Origin of the sequence: Rhodobacter sp. 24-YEA-8 (assembly GCF_900105075.1) — a bacterium.
Lineage (GTDB): Bacteria > Pseudomonadota > Alphaproteobacteria > Rhodobacterales > Rhodobacteraceae > Pseudogemmobacter.
Map to the genome: position 1 here is coordinate 1 of NZ_FNSK01000001.1, position 18,663 is coordinate 18,663.

Here is an 18,663-nt window from a genome sequence, read left to right on the forward strand (position 1 = left end):
CTCTACAAGCTGACGCCGGATGAATGCCGGCTGATCATGATCGACCCGAAGATGCTGGAACTGTCGGTCTATGACGGCATCCCGCATCTGCTCAGCCCTGTCGTGACCGATCCGAAAAAGGCGGTCGTCGCGCTGAAATGGGTCGTGGGCGAGATGGAAGAACGCTATCGCCGCATGTCGAAAATGGGCGTGCGCAACATCGAGGGCTATAATGGCCGCGTCCGTGAGGCGCTGGCCAAAGGCGAGATGTTCAAGCGCACCATCCAGACCGGCTTTGACGACGAGACCGGCGATCCGGTCTTCGAGACCGATGAATTCGCGCCGCAGCCCTTCCCCTATATCGTGGTTGTGGTAGATGAGATGGCCGACCTGATGATGGTGGCGGGCAAAGAGATCGAAGCCTGCATCCAGCGTCTGGCGCAGATGGCGCGGGCCTCTGGTATCCACCTGATCATGGCGACGCAGCGGCCTTCGGTTGACGTTATCACCGGCACGATCAAGGCGAACTTCCCGACCCGGATCTCCTTCCAGGTGACGTCGAAAATCGACAGCCGCACGATCCTTGGTGAGATGGGGGCCGAACAGCTGCTGGGCCAGGGCGACATGCTTTACATGGGCAATGGCCAGCGCATCTCGCGGATCCACGGGCCTTTCGTCTCGGATGAGGAAGTCGAGGAAATCGTTAACCACCTCAAGAGCTTTGGCCCGCCGTCTTATATGTCGGGCGTGGTGGAAGGTCCGGATGAGGACAGCGCGTCTGACATCGACCAGGTGCTGGGCCTTGGTGGCAATACCGATGGCGAGGATGCGCTTTACGATCAGGCGGTGGCGATTGTCGCGCGGGACCGCAAGTGCTCGACCTCTTACATCCAGCGCAAACTGGGCATCGGCTATAATAAGGCCGCGCGTCTGGTCGAGCAGATGGAAGAGAACAGCGTTGTGACCCCGGCAAACCATGTCGGCAAGCGCGAGATCCTGATCCCCGAGACCTGAACTCTGAGACCTGGCCGTTGAGACACGGGCCCCGGGCCATCCGGATCAGAGCGCCGCGCAACCCTGCGCGGCGTTCTGATTTTTTCACGGGGTCGCCTGTCTCAGTAAAACGCGCGCAGTGTTAAGCCCCGTGATCAGTGGCCTGGGTGCTGGCTGACAATGCCCGGTGTTCCTTGCCCCAGTCCGCCAGCATGAACACCACCTTCTCCAGTGCCTTGCCCGAGGGGGTCAGCTGATATCTGCCGCCTCTGCCGGCTTGCGCCACACCCTGTCTGGCCTGACCGTGCTGCGCGGGATCAGGCCGCGTGATCGCGCCATTGACCTCGAGTTCGCGCAGTTCGCGCGCGAGCATCCGGGGCGAGATCGTCGCCAGCAGCCGCTCGATATCGGCGAACCCTTTGGGGCCGCTCAGCAAGGTGCAGATGATCGCCAGTTTCCACTTGCCGCTCACCACATTCAGGGCGTCGCGGATCGCCATCACAAAGGCCTTCTTGCAGAGCTCGTTATCTTCCGGCTCCAGCTCCATCTGGTGGATCATCCTGTTCATCCCGTGGCTCCTCACATGCGCCGCACAACACTATACAAGTTGATAGTTCTTTGACCTTTTGCGGCCCCTATACCGGCGGGGCAGCAAAGGGAGTGTGTCATGATCCTGATCGGCGGTTCAACCGGCCAGCTTGGTAAAGAAGTTGTGGCCCAGCTGCTGCGCCGCGAGGCGAAGGGGCAGTTCGCTGTTCTGGCACGCGATCCGGAAAAGGCAAAAATCTATGCCGACCAGGGGATTGAGGTGCGCCTGGGGGATTTCGACAGTCCTGAAAGCCTCGGGCCGGCCTTTGCCGGGATCAGTCGCTTTCTGTTCATTTCGACCATGTCGCAGGATCGTGGCGCGCAGCAGAGCCGTGTCGTCGATGCGGCAAGGGCCGCGGGGATCCGTCACATCGTCTATACCGGTCTTGCGATCCGTGACATCGCGACCTCGGCTGTGCGCGACCTGATGGCCAGCCATTTCGAGACCGAGGACCGGATCCGCACCTCGGGGATGCAATGGACCTTTCTGCGCAACGGCATGTATGCCGAGGCGATTGCGCAGATCGCCGGGCCAAAGGCGCTGACCGATGGCCTTTCGCTGCCGGGCGGCGCGGGCCGGGTGCCCTATGCTTTGCGTGCCGAGATGGGCGAGGCGGCGGCGAACCTTCTGCTGGGCGAGGGGCATGAGGGCAAGACCTATAACATCACCGGCAGCGATGCCTGGAGCTATGCCGATATCGCAGCGGGCCTGCAGCGGCTGACTGGCCGTGCAATCGGTTATCAGGACATCCCGGAAGAGGCGCTGGCCGTCGGGATGCGCGCCGCCGGCATGCCCGATTTCGTGATCTGGCTGACGCTGGGCACGGTCAGGGATATCCGCGATGGCCAGTATGACATCGCGTCGCGCGATCTCGAGATCCTTTTGGGACGGGCGCCGAAATCGTTGGATCAGATGCTTGCATCGGTCTTTGCCTGACGCCCGCCCCGACCAGTCAGTGCCGTAACGAGTGACCAGTTTTCCGGATCGGGGGCCTGCTCCCGATCCACCCCCCCGTTTCCAGTTTGACAGGACAGAGGAAGCCATGACCCAGACCAAAGCACGCGCCGTCGTTGACCGGATGTTCACCGCCTTCAACGCGAAAGACCTGGACGGCGCCCTTGCCACCGTGTCGCAGGAAACGCTCTGGATCCATCACGGATCGCAGAAAATGCCCTCGGTCCGGTTCGAGGGCAAAGGCGGCGCTGCCAAATTCTTCGGCACCAGCTTTGCGGCGATGAAGATCGACTATTTCCGCCCGCTGACCTTTATCGAACAGGGCGACCAGGTCGTGGTTCTGGGCGAGGAGAGCTATGTCATGGACGGGATCGAGGGAAAATTGTCCAATAAATGGGTGCAGGTTTACACCGTCACCGATGGGCTGATCAGCAGGATGGAAGAATTCGCCACTTCGGCGGATCCGGCCGCTTACCTGGTCGTGAGCTGACGGCCCGGGCGGCCCCCCTTCTCCCCCGGGGGGGCTGCCTCACACCCGCTCCAGCACCAGCCAGGTCATGACACCCATAGGCGGCAGCGGCCGGCGTTCCACCAGTTTCAGGCGCGCATCCCCCAGCACCCGGGCAATCGGGAAATCGGCCTGCCAGCCCAGATGATGCTGCAGCGGCTGGATCAGACGTTCGGCGACTTTCAGCGCGCCTTTTTCGGCGGCAAAATGATTGGTGATCAGCACATGCGCGCCGGGACGGCAGACGCGGGCGATTTCTGACAAAGCGCGTTCGGGATCCGGCACGACCGAGAGCACATGCATCGCCGACACCGTATCGAAACTCGCGTCCGGGAAGTCGAGCGCCTGAGCATCCATCTGCCGCAGCGTGACATTTCTCAGCCCACGCTCTGCGACCCTGCTTTCGGCGCGGGCGAGCATTTCGGCGGAAAAATCAATGCCGGTGATTGTGACCCCCGGCCCGTAAAGCGGCAGGGCGAGACCGGTGCCGACCCCGACCTCCAGCACGTCGCCACCGCGTGCTGTGGCATGGGCGGCGGCGCGGTTGCGGCCCTCATGCAGCAGCTTCCCAAAGACGGAATCATAGACCGGCGCCCAGCGTTTATAGGAGGCGGTGACGGCGGCGGCTTTCATGCGGAGGACTCCTGGTTGGTCATGCCCGGTTTGTTATATGCGGCGGCCGCTGCGATCTGCTGAGGCAGGCCCGATGCCGCCCCATCATCCGCGCCGGCCTGGCGCCCGGTTTACAGTCGCGATTTCTGTCAGAGACTTGAGCAAGGTCAAGTGTGGTTTTACGCCATATGTCGCATCAGGGCGTAAGATCGCCGGTTTTGATAAAGCACTGAGTGCCCGGAATTATCGCGAAAAGTGCGGATCAAGTCCGGTTCCTGCGCCGCGGTGGCCTTCCGACCGCCAGATAAGGCTGCATTTTGCATTGGGAAAAGGACGCGTCGCCGCTGCCGCTGAGCGGCGTGCCGGTGCTGGCCCGCCGCCCGGGCCAGGTATCGGTGATCCAGGATCGGGCGGCACAGGTCGGAGACCGGTCGGACGGCGCATTTCCGCCGGCTGCTCACGCCACGCTATCTGCCAGCGCAATGTGATGCAGGCGCTGCCGTTCCGGTAAGGCGCGATGCCTCTCTCAGGCCGCGCCGCTCACAGCCCCGGCACAAAGCCGCGAGTATTGTTGCAGAGGGATTTCCGCAAGCCGGGCGGGCGGTTATACTGTTGTCATGGATCGTCGCACCGCATTTCTCGCCCCGCTCGCCCTTGCTCTGCCTGTCGTGATGGCCGGTCGGCCCGCACTTGCGGACAAGATCTCCCTCAACACGCTGTCGAAATACCTGAACGACCTGTCCACGGTTGAGACGGATTTCACCCAGATCAACGGCGACGGCTCTGTCTCGACGGGCAAGCTGTTCATCCGTCGCCCCGGCCGTGTGCGCTTTCAATATGCGCCGCCCGACCGGTCGCTGGTGCTTGCCAGCGGCGGCAATGTCGCGATCTTTGACGGCAAATCGAACTCCGCGCCCGAGCAATACCCGCTGCGCCGCACGCCGCTGAACCTTATCCTCGCGCAGAATATCGATCTGGGAAAGGCGCGGACGGTGATCGGTCATAAGGAGGACGGAACCTCAACCAGGGTGACCGCGCAGGACCCGGAACATCCGGAATATGGCACGATCGAGCTGGTCTTTACCGGCGGCCCGACCGAGCTGCGGCAATGGGTGATCACCGATGATCTCGGGCAGCAGACCACCGTGATCCTTGGCGAGATGAAGAAGGGCGGCAGGCTTGGCGACAGCCTCTTCTCGATCCCGGTCGAAATGAGCAAGCGCAAGGGCTGATCCGCCTATCGCAGCGGTGCCGGCTACAGAATGGAAAAAGGCGGGCAATGGCCCGCCTTTTCGTGTTTTTGCCTTGCTCCAGCCCGGTGTCTGACCCGGGTCCCGGGTTCAGCGGCGGCAATCCGCCAGCTGGGAGCGATACATTTCCGCACGAGTGCCAACCTTTCTGGCCACTTCAACCAGCCAGGGCTTGGCCAGATAGCTTTGCCGGGAATAGCCGGCGCGGCCCTCGTGATAGGCGAGATACTGGTTCTCGGCATCGGTTTTGGGAATGCCAAGCCGGCGGGCCGAGCCGTCCATATACCAGCCCATGAAATCGGTCGCGTCGCGGATATCGTCGCGTTTGCGCCGCCCGCCCTGGTCTTTGAGATATTCCTCCCAGGTGCCGTTGAGCGCCTGGCTGTAGCCATAGGCCGTGCTTTGCCGCCCCATCGGAATCACCCCGAGCGCCCAGCGATGCGGCGTCTGCGCATTGCCGATGAACTTCGATTCCTGGTGGATCGAGGCCATCTGCACATGGACGGGAATGCCCCATTTCCGTTCGGTAGCCTGCATGGCCCGCATATATTGCGGCCGCTCGCGGATGATCGCGCAAGCATTGTCGAGTTCGCGTGGCGCCGTGAAGCTCGCTTTTCCGCCCCCGCAGGAGGCCAGCAACAAAAGCAACAGCGCCGCACGGAGAAACCTGCTCATTTGCCCCTCGTGCATCTTGTTTTTTGCGACTATAGCGCAAGCCGCAACAGGTGGAAACCGGTTGGCAGGGGCCTCTGTTCAGTTCTGCGCGAGCAAAAAACGTGCGCGTTTAAAGCGAACTGTGAGGATACATTCCACAGACTGTTTCCCTTTGATTCGGTCTCACTGGTGGACAAGGGCGCGCTCCCGGCGTTAGGAACTTTTTGGGGGACTGTGACTGATGCTTAAGACACACGCCAAATATCATATCGGACAGGTGCTGATGCACCGCAAACACACCTTTCGCGGTGTGGTTTTCGACGTGGACGCGATGTTCTCCAATACCGATGAATGGTATGAGAATATTCCTGAGGAAAGCCGGCCTGATAAGGACCAGCCGTTCTATCATCTCCTCGCCGAGAATGATCAGAGCTATTACGTTGCCTATGTCTCGGAACAGAACCTGATTCCGGATGATACCGGCGAGCCGGTGGGCCATCCTGATCTCTGCGATCTGTTCGGCGATTTCGAGGATGGGCGCTATCCGTTGCAGTTCCAGCTGAACTGAACCGGGTCCGATCCGGCAGGAGCAGCCGGCTCTGAGGGTCTCCTGCCCTGTTCCCCTGAGATCGGGCCATTGTTACAAGCGGCTGCCATAACCTGCTGCAATCATCTTCGGCTTCGGTGCGCGCCGGACCGGGCTTCGACTGGTTCTTGATTCGCGCCATTATCAGCGACGTGGCATATGCCAGGCGAGGCAGAAGTAACCGTCTGGATACCACCGTGGGCTGCGAACAATAGGTGTTTTGCCGGGGTATTGTTTTAGCCTGGGTGGAAATGACGCGGTTTGGCCGCAATTTCCCCCTAAAACTGCCAGGTCCTGCACCCATAGATTGAGGTGTAGCTGCATAAGGCTTCACCCTGGTGCCGGGATCAACAGCCCCCACCCAGTTCCGGCACCGGGGTTCAATCTTCTCATGCGGCTCGCCACTTACTCTGTTCCCCCGCCGTGGCCGCTTGCATCCCCCGCAATCCGGCTGTTTCAGCGGATTGGCTTTGCCGCAACCCTCCCCTAAATTCGGCTCCGAACTTGCTGTGTGCGGCCTCTGCTCTGGCCCCGGCGGGATCGCTGTGGCACCGTGCCGTCAGCCATAAATCCGGAAACAGGGCCAGAAAGCCCGGGACGCCGGAGCCACCAGGCTGACAGGAGGTTACGAGGGGGACTATGCGCGATTTTGAAACACCCGGCCGCTCGGAAGTCATGGCTTTGAACGGCATGGCGGCGACATCGCATCCGCTGGCCTCGCAAACCGCCATTGCAGTCCTGCAGGCCGGCGGCAATGCGGTCGATGCTGCCATTGCGGCAGCCATGGTACAAAACATCGCCGAGCCGCAGATGTGCGGCCTTGGCGGCGATGCGTTCATCCTGCTCAAGCCTGCCGGTCAGGAAGACGTGCTGGCATTGAACGGATCGGGCCGCGCGCCGGCGGGATATTCCGCCGAAAAGTTGCGCGCAGCAGGGCATGACACCGTCCCGACCCATGGAATCGAGCCGGTCACGCTGCCGGGCGGCGTCGATGCGCTTTGCCGGCTGCATGCCGCGCATGGCCGCCTGTCTCTGGAAGAAATCCTCGCTCCTGCAATTGGTTACGCAGAAGACGGTATCCCTGTCGCGGCCCGCGCCGCGTTTGACTGGGCCGATGATATCAATATCCTCCGGGGCGATGCGCTGAAATTCTACAGCATTGATGGCCGCGCCCCGCGCCCCGGCCAGATCTTCCGCGCCCCCGGCCAGGCCGAGGTCATGCGCCGCATCGCCCGCGAAGGCCGCGCCGGGTTCTATGAGGGCGAGGTCGCAGAGGATATGATCGCCTCGTTGAACGCGCTTGGCGGCAGCCATACCGAGGCAGACCTTGCCGCAACCAGTGCAACCTGGGGGGAGCCGGTCGCAGGCCAGTATTCCGGCATTGAATTGCTCGAACATCCGCCCAATGGCCAGGGTGCGACGGCGATTCTGCTTCTGAAGATCCTGTCGCATTTCGACCTCGCCGCAATGGACCCGCTGGGACCCGCGCGCGCGCATATCGAGACCGAGGCGGCCAAGCTCGCCTATGATGCAAGGAACCGCTTTATCGCCGATCCCGCGCATATGGATCCGGCGCGGCTTGCCACTTTCCTCGACGATGATGCTGCCGCGCGTCTGGCCGGGCTGATCGACCCGAACCGCGCCATGGCCGACCCTGCGCGCCTGTCCGAAGCGGTGCATCGCGACACGATCTGCCTCTCGGTGGTGGATCGCGACAGGATGGCGATCTCGCTGATCTACTCGATTTTCTGGGGGTTTGGCGCGGGCCTTGCCTCGCGGAAATTCGGCATCAACTTTCAGAACCGCGGCGCGGGTTTCAGCCTGACCCCGGGTCATCCGAACGAGGCCGGGCCGGGCAAGCGGCCGATGCATACGATCATCCCCGGCATGCTGCGCCGCGAGGGGCGTGTGACCATGCCTTTTGGTGTGATGGGGGGCGCCTATCAGCCAACCGGCCATGCCCGCCTCATCACCAATCTCAGAGATTACGGAATGGAGCTGCAGCAGGCGATCGACGCGCCGCGCCTTTTTGCAGGGCCGGACGGGCTGGAGGTCGAGCGCGGCTATTCCGACGCCACCCGCGCGCGGCTGGCGGAACTGGGCCATAAGATCGTCGCGCCTGAACACCCGTTGGGCGGTGCTCAGGCCATTGTGATTGGCGAAGATGGTGTGCTGACCGGCGGATCGGATCCGCGCAAAGATGGCTGCGCTTTGGGGTATTGAGATGGATTACGAGACCGCGACGAAAGACATTCTTGCACTGACCCATGGCGAGACAGACAGCGTGGCGCTGATGGCGACGCTGGCCTGCGAGATCCATGCCCGCCATCCGCTGTCGGACTGGACCGGTTTCTACCGCGTGACCGGGCCGGAGCTGTTGAAGATCGGCCCCTATCAGGGCGGTCATGGCTGTCTTGTGATCCCGTTTTCGCGCGGCGTTTGCGGGGCTGCGGCGCGCACGGGCGAGGTGCAGAATGTTCCCGATGTCGATGCCTTCCCCGATCACATAGCCTGCGCCTCCTCGACGCGGTCTGAACTGGTGATCCCGGTTCGGAACGGGGCCGGGCGACTTCTTGGGGTGCTTGATCTCGACAGCAACACGCCAGCGGCCTTTACGCAGGCTGATGAAGACTGGCTGATCCCGCTTCTGGCGCAAGTTTTTGAAAGGGCAGAATAATGCGTGGGTCCTGCCATTGCGGTTCTGTGGTGTTCGAGGCCGATCCTCCGCTGCGCGGGGTGGTTGCCTGCCATTGCAGCCAGTGCCGCAAGGTTTCGGGCCATTACTGGTCGGCAAGCTCGGTGCCGCTGGAACGCTTTCACCTGATCGAAGACCGCGGGCTGGACTGGTATCGCTCCTCGCCTTCGGCAGAGCGCGGATTCTGTCGGGATTGCGGCGCCAGCCTGTTCTGGAAACCGACGGGGGAAGCGCGGATCTCCTTTGCTGCCGGGGCGCTTGACGGGCCGACCGGGTTGAAGACCATCGCCCATATCCATAAGGAAGATCGCGGCGATTATTACGAGCCGGAGGGCCCGCCCTGCGCCCCGCAGCCGGCAGAGGATTTGCACGGCGCCTGTCTTTGCGGCGCGAACACCTTCAGTGTTGCAGGCCCGATGGGGGATGTCGGCGCCTGCCATTGCGGCCAGTGCCGCAAGCTTTCGGGCCACTACTCTGCCAGTTTCTGGACCGAAGAAGACAGCGTAACCTGGACCGCGCGCGAGACCTGCGAATATGCGACCCCGGGCGGCGGGCGGCGTGGCTTCTGCCCGAAATGCGGCTCTTCTTTGTGGTTTCGCGCCAAAGATGGCAGCTTTTCGATGGAGGCCGGCGCCTTTGACCGCCCCACCGGGGGCCGGTTGACCGGGCATATTTTCATGGCCGAGGCGGGGGATTATTATACGCCCGACGACAATCTGCCGCAATGGCAGGGCTGGGAAGAGGAGGCCTGAGGCAATGGCAAAGATCACGCTGCTTGATGGCGGTATGGGCCAGGAGCTGATCGCGCGTTCCGGGGACGAGCCGACGCCGCTCTGGGCGACGCGGGTGATGATCGACCATCCTGGCCTCGTGAAGGCGATCCATGCCGATTACTTTGCGGCCGGGGCATCGGTTGCGACCACCAATACCTATTCCGTGTTGCGCGACCGGCTGCAGGGGTTCGGGCTGGAGCCCTGGTTCCAGGCGCTTCATGCCCGCGCTTTGTCCGAAGCGCATGAGGCCCGCGCCGAGGCCGGGCGCGGCATTATCGCGGGGTCAATGGGGCCGCTTGGCGCCAGCTACCGCCCCGATCTGACGCCGCCGGTGGCGGACTCGCGCGCTGCTTATGCGGAAAAGGTGCGGCTGCTGGCGCCCTATTGTGATGTGATCCTGCTGGAGACGATCTCCTCGTTGGGCCTCGCCGAAGGTGCTTTGGCCGGGGCGGCAGAGGGCGGGATCCCGGTCTGGCTCTCGGTTTCGGTCGACGATCATGACGGGGCGAAACTGCGCTCGGGCGAGGCAGTGGCGGATCTGGCGGTGCTGGTCGCGAAATACCGTCCGGCTGCGGTACTGGCGAATTGTTCGATCCCCGAGGCAATGGGGGCGGCGATGGATGTGATCCGGGGTTTTGGTCTGCCCTTTGGCGCCTATGCCAACGGCTTTACGCATATTTCCGGCAACTTCCTGAAGAATGCGCCGACGGTGAAGGAACTGACCCATCGTCACGATCTGAGCCCGGAGAAATACACCGCCTTCGTGCTGGACTGGATCGGCCAGGGCGCCACCATCGTCGGCGGCTGCTGCGAGGTCGGTCCCGCCCATATCCGCCACCTGGCCGGGGCCCTGCGCGCGGCGGGGCACGAGATCCTGTGACCGCCTCCGCCCTTCCCGATTTTGTTTATGACCCGCCGGATGTGGCGCTGTCGGTTCTTTATGAGGACCGGCAGATCCTGGTCGTCGATAAGCCTGCGGGGCTTTTATCGGTGCCCGGCAAGCTTGCCGGGCGCGAGGATTGCCTCGTCTCGCGGCTGCAGGCGGAATACTGGGATGCGCTGCTGGTGCACCGGCTGGACTGCGATACATCGGGCGTGATGATCTTCGCGCGCACCAAGATCGCCCAGGGGTTTCTGGGCCAGGAATTCGAAAAGCGCCGTGCGAAGAAGTCATATATCGCAAGGGTTTATGGCGATGTTGACGGTGAGGCAGGCCATATCGACCTGCCGCTCTCGGCTGATTGGCCGAACCGTCCGCGCCAGATGGTCAATCACGCTGACGGCCGCCCCGCCCAGACCGATTGGGAAGTGGTTGCCCGCGCCCCCGGCGAGACGCGGATGCGGCTCTGGCCCCGGACCGGGCGCAGCCATCAGCTCAGGGTGCATATGCTGGAACTGGGTCATCCGATCCTCGGCGACCCGATCTATGCTGTCGGCCCCGCCCGCGAGGCCCCGCGCCTGATGCTGCATGCGGAAACGCTGGGCCTGCACCATCCGGCCACCGGCGCCTGGATGGATTTCGCCGCCCCGGTTCCGTTCTGAAACGGGACCGCACAATTGTTCTGTTAACTCTATGTCAAAATCCGTGGCTAATGCTGCGGCAGTTACGCTTTCGGAGCCAGCGATGAACGCCAGTCCAGCCCTGTTTCAGGTTCGTTATGCCCTGCTGACCTGGCCCGCGATCCTTTTCCTGCCGCTTGTCGGGCTGTCATTTCTGGTCCCGTCCTGGCGCTGGGTGTTTCTGGCTCTGGCGGGTGTGGCGCTGACCCTCGCGCTGCTCGGGCTGCGTGATATCACGCAAAAGCGGCATGCGGTTTTGCGCAATTATCCTGTCGCGGCGCGGCTGCGCTTTTTGTTCGAGGGCATCCGCCCCGAGATCCGGCAGTATTTCTTTGAAGATGACAAGGACGGCACGCCCTTTGCCCGCGACAAGCGCGCCATCGTCTACCAGCGCGCCAAGAAAGAGCTGGAGACCCGGCCCTTCGGCACGCAATACGATGTTTATAAAGAACAATATGAATGGCTGCATCATTCGGTGGCGCCAAAGCCACCGGTCACGCATGAGGAATTGCGGGTTCTGATTGGCGGCAGCTGTGCAAAACCATATTCGGCGAGCCTGCTGAACATCTCGGCGATGAGCTATGGCTCTTTGTCGTCAAATGCGATCCTCGCGCTGAACAGGGGTGCGAAAGCAGGCGGGTTTTACCATGATACCGGCGAGGGGGGTGTCTCGCCCTATCACCGCGAAAACGGCGGCGATCTCGTGTGGGAGCTTGGCTCCGGTTATTTCGGGGCGCGCGGCGGCGATGGTACATTCGATCCGGTCCGCTTTGCCGAAGGGGCATCGGATCCGCAGATCCGGATGGTCGAGCTGAAGCTGAGCCAGGGCGCCAAGCCCGGTCATGGCGGCATGTTGCCGGCCGCGAAAATCACCCCCGAAATCGCGGCGATCCGTCATATTCCGATGGGGCAGGATTGTATCTCGCCGCCCTCGCATTCGGCCTTTTCGACACCGGTGGGGCTGCTGGAATTCATCGCGAGGATGCGGGAGCTGTCGGGGGGGAAACCGGCAGGGTTCAAGCTTTGTATCGGGCATCGCTGGGAATTCATGGCGATCTGCAAAGCGATGCTGGAAACCGGGATTGCCCCCGATTTCATCGTGATCGACGGCAAAGAGGGCGGCACGGGTGCGGCTCCGATGGAATTCATGGACCATATCGGGACGCCTTTGCGCGACGGGCTGAGCTTTGCCCATAATGCGCTTTTGGGCGTGGGGCTGAGGGATCGGGTGCGGCTGGGCGCGAGCGGCAAGATCGTCTCGGCCTTTGATATGGCGCGGGTGATGGCGCTGGGGGCCGACTGGTGCAATGCGGCGCGGGGCTTCATGTTTGCGGTCGGCTGTATCCAGGCCCAGAGCTGCCATACCGGCGCCTGCCCGACCGGAGTGGCAACCCAGGATCCGGCGCGGGCGCGGGCGATTGTGGTGCCGGATAAGGCGGCGCGGGTGACCTCGTTCCAGCGCGGCACATTGCATGCGCTGGCGGAACTGGTCGGTGCGGCGGGGCTGTCGCATCCGTCGGAACTGCGGCCGCATCATTTCCTGCGGCGCGCCGATGCGGATCGGGTGCGGTCCTTTGCCGAGCTTTACGACCAGCTGGAGCCGGGGCAATTGCTGGCCGATCCGCGCGCGGTCCCGGCTTTTGCCGAGGCCTGGGCGCTGTCCAGGGCGGATACATTCGCGCGGACGGGCTGAGCCGGGATCTGGGTCTGCTGTCAGGCGGGGGGCTGTCTGCCCCCCGGGAAGCGGCTTTGGCCGCTTCCTCCCCCCGAGGATATTTCAGGACAGATGAAATCAGCTGGCGGCGGCGCGAAGTTTGGCCATCAGCTGGTCGAGGACTTTCCGGTAGCGCGGGTCTTTGAGATGGCCTTCTTCGTCGAAAGCGTTCGAACTGTCTGCGACGAGAAGTTCGGGGCCAGTCAGGAGGCGCGGCTGGAACGGGGTCAGCATCAGGCGCAGCGCGAATTGCGACCGGTCGCCGCCGCCCCGGCCACCGGCGGCGGAAATGATGGCGACGGGCTTGTCTTCCCAGGGATTGCCTTTGATCCGGCTGACCCAGTCGAGGGCGTTTTTCAGCACTCCCGGCGGGGCCTTGTTATATTCCGGCGTCGAGATCACCACCGCATCCGCTTCGGCGATCTGGTCGTAAAGCCGGGTGACACCGGCGGGGTAGCCCTGAGTGCTTTCGAGATCGCCGTCATAAAGGGGCAGATTCAGGTCGGCCTCGAGCTGGCGGGCCGGGCCGAAGGCCGCGCGGGCCTCGCGCAGCAGCATCCGGTTGGTCGATCCCTGGCGGAGGGCTCCGGCAATGCCGAGAAGGGTGAGGCTGGTCATATCGGTCTCCGGAACAGGGATCAGACGAAAAGGCGCAAAAGGAGCGGGGCGAGGATCGCGGTCATCAGCGCGTTCAGCCCCATGCCGAGCCCGGCAAAGGCCCCGGCGGTCGGGTTGACATGGAAGGCGCGCGCCGTGCCGAACCCATGCGCCGCGAGGCCGGTGGCAAAGCCGCGTGCGCGCCAGTCGCGGATCCGCAGGGCATTCAGCAGGGGGGTCGCACAGGCCGCGCCGCAAAGCCCGGTCAGGAAGACCATCAGCGCTGCCTGGGTGGGAGAGCCGCCGCTTTGTTCGGCGATGCCAAGCGCCACGGCGGCGGTCGCGGATTTCGGCGCCAGGGCTGCAAGTAGCTCTGGCCCGACGCCGAAAGCATGGGCAATCAGCAGCGCGGTCAGGATCGCGGTGACCGAACCCGCCAGCAATGCGGTCAGGATCGGCAGCGCGGCGCGGCGCACCCGCGCGAGATTATCGTAAAGCGGCAGGGCAAGGCAGACCGTCGCCGGGCCCAGCAGGAAATGGACGAATTGCGCGCCCTCGAAATAGGTCTCGAAACTGGTTCCGGTCGCCAGCAGCACAAGCGACAGTGCCGCCATTGCGACAATGGCCGGGTTGAGGGCCGGCATCCGCCCGGTGTAATTGAACACCACGAGCCCGAAAGCATAGGCTGCCACCGTCATCGACAGCCACAAAAGCGGATCGCGGGCGAGATAGGTCCAGATATCGGTCACAGCATGCCCTCCTTGCTGTCTTCTTTGCCGCTGACATCTCCGGTCAGCCGCGCCACCAGCACGAAGGTCAGTGCCGCCACCGCAATCGCCGCCAGCGCCGAGATGACGATGGCCAGCAAAAGCGGCAATGTATTCCCCCCGAGGCTGCCAAGCTGCAGCATCGCCCCCACACCTGCCGGCACGAAGAGCAAAAGCAGATTGCCGAGGATTGTCCCCGCCATTGGCCGGATGACGTCGCGCAGCCGCTCGGAGGTGATCAGACCGGACAGCATCAGCGCCATGCCGAGCACCGGGCCCGGGATCGGCAGGTGGCTGGCCTGGGAGATGACTTCCCCGGTCAGCTGGCAGGCGAGGATTGCGAGGATTGCAATGATGGTGGGCGGGACCATGGATCTTGTTTCCGGGGTTGAGGAGCCTCCTCCCATGCTGCGATTTTGCGGGGGCGGGAACCAGTGGCGAAATGGGCAGGGCTGCTATGTTTCGGCGCATCGCCCTGTCGCTTTGGCCCGGGCGCGCGTCTTTTATGGGGATAACCCCGGGAAATCCGGCTTATCGCCGCGACACGCATTGACCTTGCCTGCTCAAATTCCGAGCATGTCCGGCCATAACAGAACAACGACTCGTGAGGGCGCGGCTTGCGCTTCAGTAAACTCAGGCTCAACGGTTTCAAAAGCTTTGTCGACCCCACGGATCTGGTGATCCATGAGGGGCTGACAGGCGTGGTCGGGCCAAATGGCTGCGGCAAATCCAATTTGCTGGAAGCGCTTCGCTGGGTGATGGGCGAGAACCGCCCGACCGCGATGCGCGGGTCGGGCATGGATGACGTGATCTTCAACGGCGCGGCGACCAGGGGCGCACGCAACTTTGCCGAAGTGTCGCTGGTTCTCGACAATGCCGACCGGCTGGCGCCTTCGGGGTTCAATGACAGCGATACGATCGAGATCGTGCGGCGTATCACCCGCGATGCGGGCTCGGCCTATAAGGCAAATTCGAAGGATGTGCGGGCGCGCGATGTGCAGATGCTGTTTGCCGATGCCTCGACGGGTTCGCACAGCCCGGCGCTGGTGCGGCAGGGCCAGATTTCCGAACTGATCAATGCGAAGCCGAAAGCGCGGCGCCGGGTGCTGGAAGAGGCGGCCGGGATTTCGGGTCTTTATGCCCGCCGTCATGAGGCGGAGCTGAAGCTGGCGGGGACCGAGACGAACCTGACCCGTGTCGATGACGTGCTGGAACAGCTGGCGCAACAGCTGTCGGTTCTGACCCGTCAGGCGCGCCAGGCCGCGCGTTACCGCGAGATTTCCGATGATCTGCGGCAATCGGAAGGGATGCTTTTATACCGGCGCTGGCGTGAGGCGGATCTGGCGCGGGGCGAAGCGGAAGGCGCGCTGCGCGACCGGCTGATCGCCCAGGGCCGTGCCGAGATGGCGGCGCGGGACGGCAGCAAGGCCCGTGAAGCGGCGGAAGAGGGTCTGCCCGCGCGGCGCGAAGAAGAGGCGGTGGCGGCGGCGATCCTGCAGCGGCTCATGTTGCAACGCGATGCGCTTGGCGATCAGGAGAGACAGGCGCTGGCCCGGATCGAGACGTTGCGCGGCCGGATCGGCCAGCTTGGCAATGATATCGAGCGCGAGGCGGGGCTGAACCGCGATGCGGGCGAGGTGATCCAGCGGCTGCAATGGGAAATCGACCAGATCGTTAAGGCGCATGAGGGCCATGACGAACGCCTTGCCGAGGCGGTCGAGGCGGCGCGCGAGGCGGGGGCGATCCTGACCGACCGCGAGACGCTGATGTCCGAGGCAACCGAGGATTCGGCGCGGCTGGCGGCACGGCATCAGTCGGCCACGCGGCTGGTGCAGGAAAGCCGGTCTGCGGTCGACCGCGCCGAGGCCGAGGCGCTGCGCGCCCGCGATGCGGTGGCGGGGGCCGAAGAAACCCTGGCCGGGGCCGGTGAGGCTTTCGAGGCCGCCGAAGAGGCGCGCGAGGCGGCGGCAGAGCTGACGGAACAGACCGAGGCCGCGCTGGAACTGGCCGAAGAGGCCCGCGCCGAGGCGCAATCGCGCGAGGCCGAGGCCCGCGCCGCGCGCTCGGGGGCCGAGGGCGAGGCCAATGCCCTGCGCGCCGAACGCGCGGCTCTGGCAAAGCTCGTTGATCGTGAGGCCCAGGCCGGGCATCAGCTTCTGGACCGTCTGGTGGTCGAGCCGGGATATGAAAAGGCGCTTGGAGCGGCTTTGTCGGATGACCTGCGCGCGCCGGAAATCGCGGCGGGAGAGCGCACCGGCTGGGGCCTGCTTGATCCCTATGTCACACCGCAGCCGCTGCCGGCGGGAGCGGCGGCTCTGGGCGCGCGCGTCGAGGCGCCGGCAGTGCTGGCGCGCCGTCTGGGCCAGATCGGCGTGGTCAGCCCTGAAGACGGGTTCCGGCTGCAGGCGGATCTGAAACCGGGCCAGCGTCTCGTCAGTCTCGAAGGGGATCTCTGGCGGTGGGACGGCTATCGTTCGGGTGCCGAGGATGCGCCCTCAGCCGCGGCGCTCAGGTTGCAGCAACTGAACCGGCTGCAACGGCTGAAACAGGATCTCGAAGAGGCGAGCGCCCGGGCCGAGGGCGCAGCTCAGGCGCATGAGGTGCTGCAGACCCGGCTCCAGGACCTGGCCCGCGCCGATCAGATGGCGCGGGAGGCCCGCCGTTCTGCCGATCAGCGCCTTGCCGAGGCCGACCGTGCGCTGTCGAAATCCGAGGCCGAGCGCACGCTTGCCACCGGTCGGCTTGAGGCGGCGCGGATCTCGGTCGCGCGCTATGAGGATGACGCTATGGGCGCCCGCGCGCGGCTGCGCGAGGCCGAGACCGCCATGGCCGGTCTGCCCGATCTCGACCAGGCCCGCGAGGCGGTTGAGACCACGCGGATGACGGTCGAGGCTGCGCGCATCACCATGATGACCCGGCGCTCGGGTCATGACGAACTGCGCCGCGAGGGCGAGGCGCGGGTGCGCCGCCGCCAGGAGGCGCAGAAGGAATTGTCCGGCTGGAACCACCGGCTTGAGACCGCCGGCAAGCGCAGCCAGGAGCTGACCGAGCGTCGCGCCGGGGCCGAGGAGGAGCTGGCCGAGGCCAGTGAGGTCCCCGAGGAAATCGCCGCCAGACGCGAAGAGCTCAGCGATGCGATCCTTGAGGCCGAAGCCCGCCGCAGCGAGGCCGCCAGCGCATTGATAGCGGCCGAAACCGCGCTGCGCGAAGCGCAGATCACCGAACGCGACGCCGAGCGCCTTGCCGGTGAGGCCCGCGAAACCCGCGCCCGCGCCGAGGCGCGTCTTGATGCCGCCCGCGAAGGCGTGGCCCATGCCGCCGAGCGTATCGCCGAAGAAGAAGACCGCACGCCGCAGGAATTGCTGGCCTCGCTGAAGACCGATCCCGAGAAGATGCCGGATGCGGATAGCCTCGACCAGGACGTTCAGCGCCTGAAGCGCCAGCGCGAGGCCCTTGGTGCCGTCAATCTGCGTGCCGAAGAGGATGCGAAGACGATTGATGCCGAATATCAACAGCTTGCGACCGAGAAAACCGATCTCGAAGAAGCTGTCCGCAAGCTCCGCGCCGGAATTCAGGGGCTGAACAAGGAAGGCCGCGAGCGCCTGCTGACCGCATTCGAACAGGTCAACAGCAATTTCTCAATGCTCTTCACCCATCTTTTCGGTGGCGGCGAGGCCCGCCTCGTGCTGGTCGAATCCGATGATCCGCTGGAAGCCGGGCTCGAAATCATGTGCCAGCCGCCGGGCAAGCGCCTTGCGACGCTGTCGCTCCTCTCCGGCGGCGAACAGACGCTGACCGCGCTTGCGCTGATTTTCGGGGTCTTTCTGGCCAACCCGGCGCCGATCTGCGTGCTCGACGAGGTCGACGCGCCGCTTGATGATGCGAACGTCACCCGCTTCTGCGATCTGATGGACGAGATGACCCGCCGCACCGAGACCCGCTTCCTCGTCATCACCCACCATGCGGTGACTATGGCGCGGATGGACCGGCTTTTCGGGGTCACCATGCAGGAACAGGGCGTCAGCCAGCTGGTCTCGGTCGATCTGCGCAAAGCCGAGGCTCTTGTCGCCTGATGCAGTCCCTTCTCGAAAAGGCAGGCTTTCCCGGCATCGAGGCCGATGGCGACACGATCTGGGCGCGGCTTTCGGCCACCGGCCCCGAATTTCGCGCTGATCCGGAAGGCGGGGCCTGGATACTGACACTTCTCTGGCCGGTGCGGCTGGACCCGAAAACGCTGGCCCAGTGGAACAGTCAGAACCCGGGCGCCTTTCTCGATCTCGCCGGCGGCGAGACCCGGCTGCGCATGGGGGCAGAGAGCACTGCCGATCTCGATATCTGGGCCAGAGCGGCTGAAGATATGGTCCAGACCTGTCTCAGCTTCCGCCGCGCCCAACGCGCGCGCGGCGAGGGGATGTAGGCCCCCGTCAGACCC

The 18,663-nt window shown here is 64.1% G+C and carries 19 protein-coding genes; 13 read left to right on the plus strand and 6 right to left on the minus strand.

The features are described 5' to 3' along the window. Nucleotides 1-993 (plus strand): DNA translocase FtsK (locus tag BLW25_RS00005; RefSeq protein WP_253188117.1); only part of this gene is annotated, 993 nt, incomplete at its 5' end. A gap of 121 nt (nucleotides 994-1,114) precedes the next feature. Here BLW25_RS00005 and BLW25_RS00010 read toward each other — a convergent pair. Next, complete coding sequence (locus BLW25_RS00010; protein WP_216279302.1) at nucleotides 1,115-1,540, minus strand: winged helix-turn-helix transcriptional regulator; 426 nt, start codon at nucleotides 1,538-1,540, stop codon at nucleotides 1,115-1,117. Between the two features lie 99 nt (nucleotides 1,541-1,639). Between BLW25_RS00010 and BLW25_RS00015 the strand changes: the two genes are divergently transcribed. Beyond that, nucleotides 1,640-2,497 (plus strand): SDR family oxidoreductase, encoded by an 858-nt coding sequence (locus BLW25_RS00015; RefSeq protein WP_092895217.1) that lies wholly within the window; start codon nucleotides 1,640-1,642, stop codon nucleotides 2,495-2,497. 106 nt (nucleotides 2,498-2,603) lie between these two features. Continuing rightward, the gene (locus BLW25_RS00020; RefSeq protein WP_092895219.1) at nucleotides 2,604-3,005 is read left to right on the plus strand and encodes a nuclear transport factor 2 family protein; all 402 of its coding nucleotides are present in this window, start codon (nucleotides 2,604-2,606) and stop codon (nucleotides 3,003-3,005) included. A 39-nt stretch (nucleotides 3,006-3,044) separates the two neighbouring features. Here BLW25_RS00020 and BLW25_RS00025 read toward each other — a convergent pair whose 3' ends face one another. Beyond that, nucleotides 3,045-3,656, minus strand: coding sequence for a class I SAM-dependent methyltransferase (locus BLW25_RS00025; protein ID WP_092895221.1), 612 nt, complete (start codon nucleotides 3,654-3,656; stop codon nucleotides 3,045-3,047). Nucleotides 3,657-4,252: 596 nt separating this feature from the next. Here BLW25_RS00025 and BLW25_RS00030 point away from each other — a divergent pair. After that, complete coding sequence (locus BLW25_RS00030; protein WP_092895223.1) at nucleotides 4,253-4,867, plus strand: LolA family protein; 615 nt, start codon at nucleotides 4,253-4,255, stop codon at nucleotides 4,865-4,867. 108 nt (nucleotides 4,868-4,975) lie between these two features. Here BLW25_RS00030 and BLW25_RS00035 read toward each other — a convergent pair whose 3' ends face one another. Next, nucleotides 4,976-5,560: a transglycosylase SLT domain-containing protein gene (locus BLW25_RS00035; RefSeq protein WP_092895225.1), complete on the minus strand. Its 585-nt coding sequence runs from the start codon at nucleotides 5,558-5,560 to the stop codon at nucleotides 4,976-4,978. 220 nt (nucleotides 5,561-5,780) lie between these two features. On the opposite strand from BLW25_RS00035, the gene hspQ reads away from it, so the two are divergent. The 7 genes from hspQ to BLW25_RS00075 all read left to right on the plus strand — a co-directional run bounded on the left by hspQ (nucleotide 5,781) and on the right by BLW25_RS00075 (nucleotide 12,846). Then, a complete protein-coding gene (gene hspQ / locus BLW25_RS00040; RefSeq protein WP_092895227.1) occupies nucleotides 5,781-6,107 on the plus strand; it encodes a heat shock protein HspQ in 327 nt (108 codons plus the stop codon). 657 nt (nucleotides 6,108-6,764) lie between these two features. Next, nucleotides 6,765-8,348: a gamma-glutamyltransferase family protein gene (locus tag BLW25_RS00045; RefSeq protein WP_092895229.1), complete on the plus strand. Its 1,584-nt coding sequence runs from the start codon at nucleotides 6,765-6,767 to the stop codon at nucleotides 8,346-8,348. A gap of 1 nt (nucleotide 8,349) precedes the next feature. Then, nucleotides 8,350-8,802 carry a GAF domain-containing protein gene (locus BLW25_RS00050; protein ID WP_092895231.1) on the plus strand — a complete coding sequence of 151 codons (453 nt, stop codon included), beginning with the start codon at nucleotides 8,350-8,352 and terminating at the stop codon, nucleotides 8,800-8,802. Then, nucleotides 8,802-9,572, plus strand: coding sequence for a GFA family protein (locus BLW25_RS24575; RefSeq protein WP_216279303.1), 771 nt, complete (start codon nucleotides 8,802-8,804; stop codon nucleotides 9,570-9,572). The genes BLW25_RS00050 and BLW25_RS24575 overlap by 1 nt, the downstream gene beginning before the upstream one ends. A 4-nt stretch (nucleotides 9,573-9,576) precedes the next feature. Then, on the plus strand, nucleotides 9,577-10,473 hold the full coding sequence (locus tag BLW25_RS00065) for a homocysteine S-methyltransferase family protein (protein WP_092895233.1): 897 nt from the start codon (nucleotides 9,577-9,579) through the stop codon (nucleotides 10,471-10,473). Beyond that, nucleotides 10,470-11,135, plus strand: coding sequence for an RluA family pseudouridine synthase (locus BLW25_RS00070; RefSeq protein WP_092895235.1), 666 nt, complete (start codon nucleotides 10,470-10,472; stop codon nucleotides 11,133-11,135). Before BLW25_RS00065 ends, BLW25_RS00070 begins: the two co-directional genes overlap by 4 nt. A gap of 82 nt (nucleotides 11,136-11,217) precedes the next feature. Then, nucleotides 11,218-12,846, plus strand: coding sequence for an FMN-binding glutamate synthase family protein (locus BLW25_RS00075; RefSeq protein ID WP_092895237.1), 1,629 nt, complete (start codon nucleotides 11,218-11,220; stop codon nucleotides 12,844-12,846). A gap of 99 nt (nucleotides 12,847-12,945) precedes the next feature. Here the strand turns inward: BLW25_RS00075 and BLW25_RS00080 are convergent, their stop codons facing one another. The 3 genes from BLW25_RS00080 to BLW25_RS24585 are packed head-to-tail and all read right to left on the minus strand — an operon-like array spanning nucleotide 12,946 to nucleotide 14,602. Continuing rightward, the gene (locus BLW25_RS00080) at nucleotides 12,946-13,485 is read right to left on the minus strand and encodes an NADPH-dependent FMN reductase (protein ID WP_092895239.1); all 540 of its coding nucleotides are present in this window, start codon (nucleotides 13,483-13,485) and stop codon (nucleotides 12,946-12,948) included. Between the two features lie 20 nt (nucleotides 13,486-13,505). Beyond that, nucleotides 13,506-14,162: an LrgB family protein gene (locus tag BLW25_RS24580; protein WP_198836120.1), complete on the minus strand. Its 657-nt coding sequence runs from the start codon at nucleotides 14,160-14,162 to the stop codon at nucleotides 13,506-13,508. Between the two features lie 47 nt (nucleotides 14,163-14,209). Then, nucleotides 14,210-14,602, minus strand: coding sequence for a CidA/LrgA family protein (locus BLW25_RS24585; protein WP_216279304.1), 393 nt, complete (start codon nucleotides 14,600-14,602; stop codon nucleotides 14,210-14,212). Nucleotides 14,603-14,848: 246 nt separating this feature from the next. Between BLW25_RS24585 and smc the strand changes: the two genes are divergently transcribed. After that, complete coding sequence (gene smc / locus BLW25_RS00090; protein WP_092895243.1) at nucleotides 14,849-18,304, plus strand: chromosome segregation protein SMC; 3,456 nt, start codon at nucleotides 14,849-14,851, stop codon at nucleotides 18,302-18,304. Next, nucleotides 18,304-18,648 carry a hypothetical protein gene (locus tag BLW25_RS00095; RefSeq protein WP_092895245.1) on the plus strand — a complete coding sequence of 115 codons (345 nt, stop codon included), beginning with the start codon at nucleotides 18,304-18,306 and terminating at the stop codon, nucleotides 18,646-18,648. Before smc ends, BLW25_RS00095 begins: the two co-directional genes overlap by 1 nt. Nucleotides 18,649-18,663: the final 15 nt, after the last annotated feature.

Bases quoted from the DNA above. Each gene is read 5' to 3' on its own strand.
- BLW25_RS00010 (WP_216279302.1), bottom strand. From the start codon at position 1,540: ATGAACAGGATGATCCACCAGATGGAGCTGGAGCCGGAAGATAACGAG.
- BLW25_RS00015 (WP_092895217.1), top strand. From the start codon at position 1,640: ATGATCCTGATCGGCGGTTCAACCGGCCAGCTTGGTAAAGAAGTTGTG.
- BLW25_RS00020 (WP_092895219.1), top strand. From the start codon at position 2,604: ATGACCCAGACCAAAGCACGCGCCGTCGTTGACCGGATGTTCACCGCC.
- BLW25_RS00025 (WP_092895221.1), bottom strand. From the start codon at position 3,656: ATGAAAGCCGCCGCCGTCACCGCCTCCTATAAACGCTGGGCGCCGGTC.
- BLW25_RS00030 (WP_092895223.1), top strand. From the start codon at position 4,253: ATGGATCGTCGCACCGCATTTCTCGCCCCGCTCGCCCTTGCTCTGCCT.
- BLW25_RS00035 (WP_092895225.1), bottom strand. From the start codon at position 5,560: ATGAGCAGGTTTCTCCGTGCGGCGCTGTTGCTTTTGTTGCTGGCCTCC.
- hspQ (WP_092895227.1), top strand. From the start codon at position 5,781: ATGCTTAAGACACACGCCAAATATCATATCGGACAGGTGCTGATGCAC.
- BLW25_RS00045 (WP_092895229.1), top strand. From the start codon at position 6,765: ATGCGCGATTTTGAAACACCCGGCCGCTCGGAAGTCATGGCTTTGAAC.
- BLW25_RS00050 (WP_092895231.1), top strand. From the start codon at position 8,350: ATGGATTACGAGACCGCGACGAAAGACATTCTTGCACTGACCCATGGC.
- BLW25_RS24575 (WP_216279303.1), top strand. From the start codon at position 8,802: ATGCGTGGGTCCTGCCATTGCGGTTCTGTGGTGTTCGAGGCCGATCCT.
- BLW25_RS00065 (WP_092895233.1), top strand. From the start codon at position 9,577: ATGGCAAAGATCACGCTGCTTGATGGCGGTATGGGCCAGGAGCTGATC.
- BLW25_RS00075 (WP_092895237.1), top strand. From the start codon at position 11,218: ATGAACGCCAGTCCAGCCCTGTTTCAGGTTCGTTATGCCCTGCTGACC.
- BLW25_RS00080 (WP_092895239.1), bottom strand. From the start codon at position 13,485: ATGACCAGCCTCACCCTTCTCGGCATTGCCGGAGCCCTCCGCCAGGGA.
- BLW25_RS24580 (WP_198836120.1), bottom strand. From the start codon at position 14,162: ATGACGGTGGCAGCCTATGCTTTCGGGCTCGTGGTGTTCAATTACACC.
- BLW25_RS24585 (WP_216279304.1), bottom strand. From the start codon at position 14,602: ATGGTCCCGCCCACCATCATTGCAATCCTCGCAATCCTCGCCTGCCAG.
- BLW25_RS00095 (WP_092895245.1), top strand. From the start codon at position 18,304: ATGCAGTCCCTTCTCGAAAAGGCAGGCTTTCCCGGCATCGAGGCCGAT.